The sequence below is a fragment of the Teichococcus vastitatis genome (genome assembly GCF_003604215.1).
GTDB classification, from domain to species: Bacteria; Pseudomonadota; Alphaproteobacteria; order Acetobacterales; family Acetobacteraceae; genus Pseudoroseomonas; species Pseudoroseomonas vastitatis.
The window spans coordinates 1-663 of sequence record NZ_QXGS01000207.1 but is presented as its reverse complement, the minus strand read 5'-3'; the positions used below and the strand labels follow the sequence as shown (position 1 = coordinate 663).

The following is a 663-nucleotide window of genomic DNA, read 5'->3' as shown; positions in this document are numbered from 1 at the left end:
ACCGGTCTCCCTCAGGCGATTGTGATACTACCTAGGCTGAACCTCTTCCTCTTCGATCAGCCGCCGCAGGTACGGCGCCAGATCCCTTGCCTCCTCATAGGCGTGCTGCAGCCACTATTTTCGGCTCAGATCCTGTCGAGCAATGGTTCATAGGTGGCGATGCCCTTTTCGGATCTGGCCAGCAGATCGGCCGGACGGCGGCAACGATCAGGTTTAGCGAAGCATTCGGCAGGCGCTCACTCACGGCCACCTACCCAACAGCACCGCCCGTAGCACGATCAGTGCGCCGGGCAGGGGCCGACCTGACCTTCACGCAGACCGCCAGCTGCTGCTGAGCTTCCCGGCCGTTTACGAGACGGGCGAGATTCTGCTGGAAGGCGTGGGTGCCGTACGCGCCGGTGACATCGTCTTCGCCTGAAACCGGCTGTTGTTCAGCAGCCTTGCCAACATCGCAACCGCGACGCTGACCAGGATGCAGGACGTCAGTGCTCCATTCATCATGATGGGCCAGGCAGACGCGATCAGCGGCCGGCAACCTCAAATATGGTCGCGTCCAGCTTATAGCCACCATGCTCGGTCAGCAGCAGCCGCGGCTGGCTCGGATCGGCTTCGACTTTCTGGCGCAGCCGATAAATATGAGTCTCCAGCGTATGAGTGGAGACG

At 61.2% G+C, this 663-nt stretch carries 1 protein-coding gene; it reads right to left on the bottom strand.

Annotated features, from left to right (window positions below; all coding sequences use genetic code 11):
• Window positions 1–521: 521 nt before the first annotated feature.
• On the bottom strand, window positions 522–663 hold a 142-nt coding region (locus tag D2K64_RS23940; protein WP_162306256.1), incomplete at its 5' end, for a winged helix-turn-helix domain-containing protein.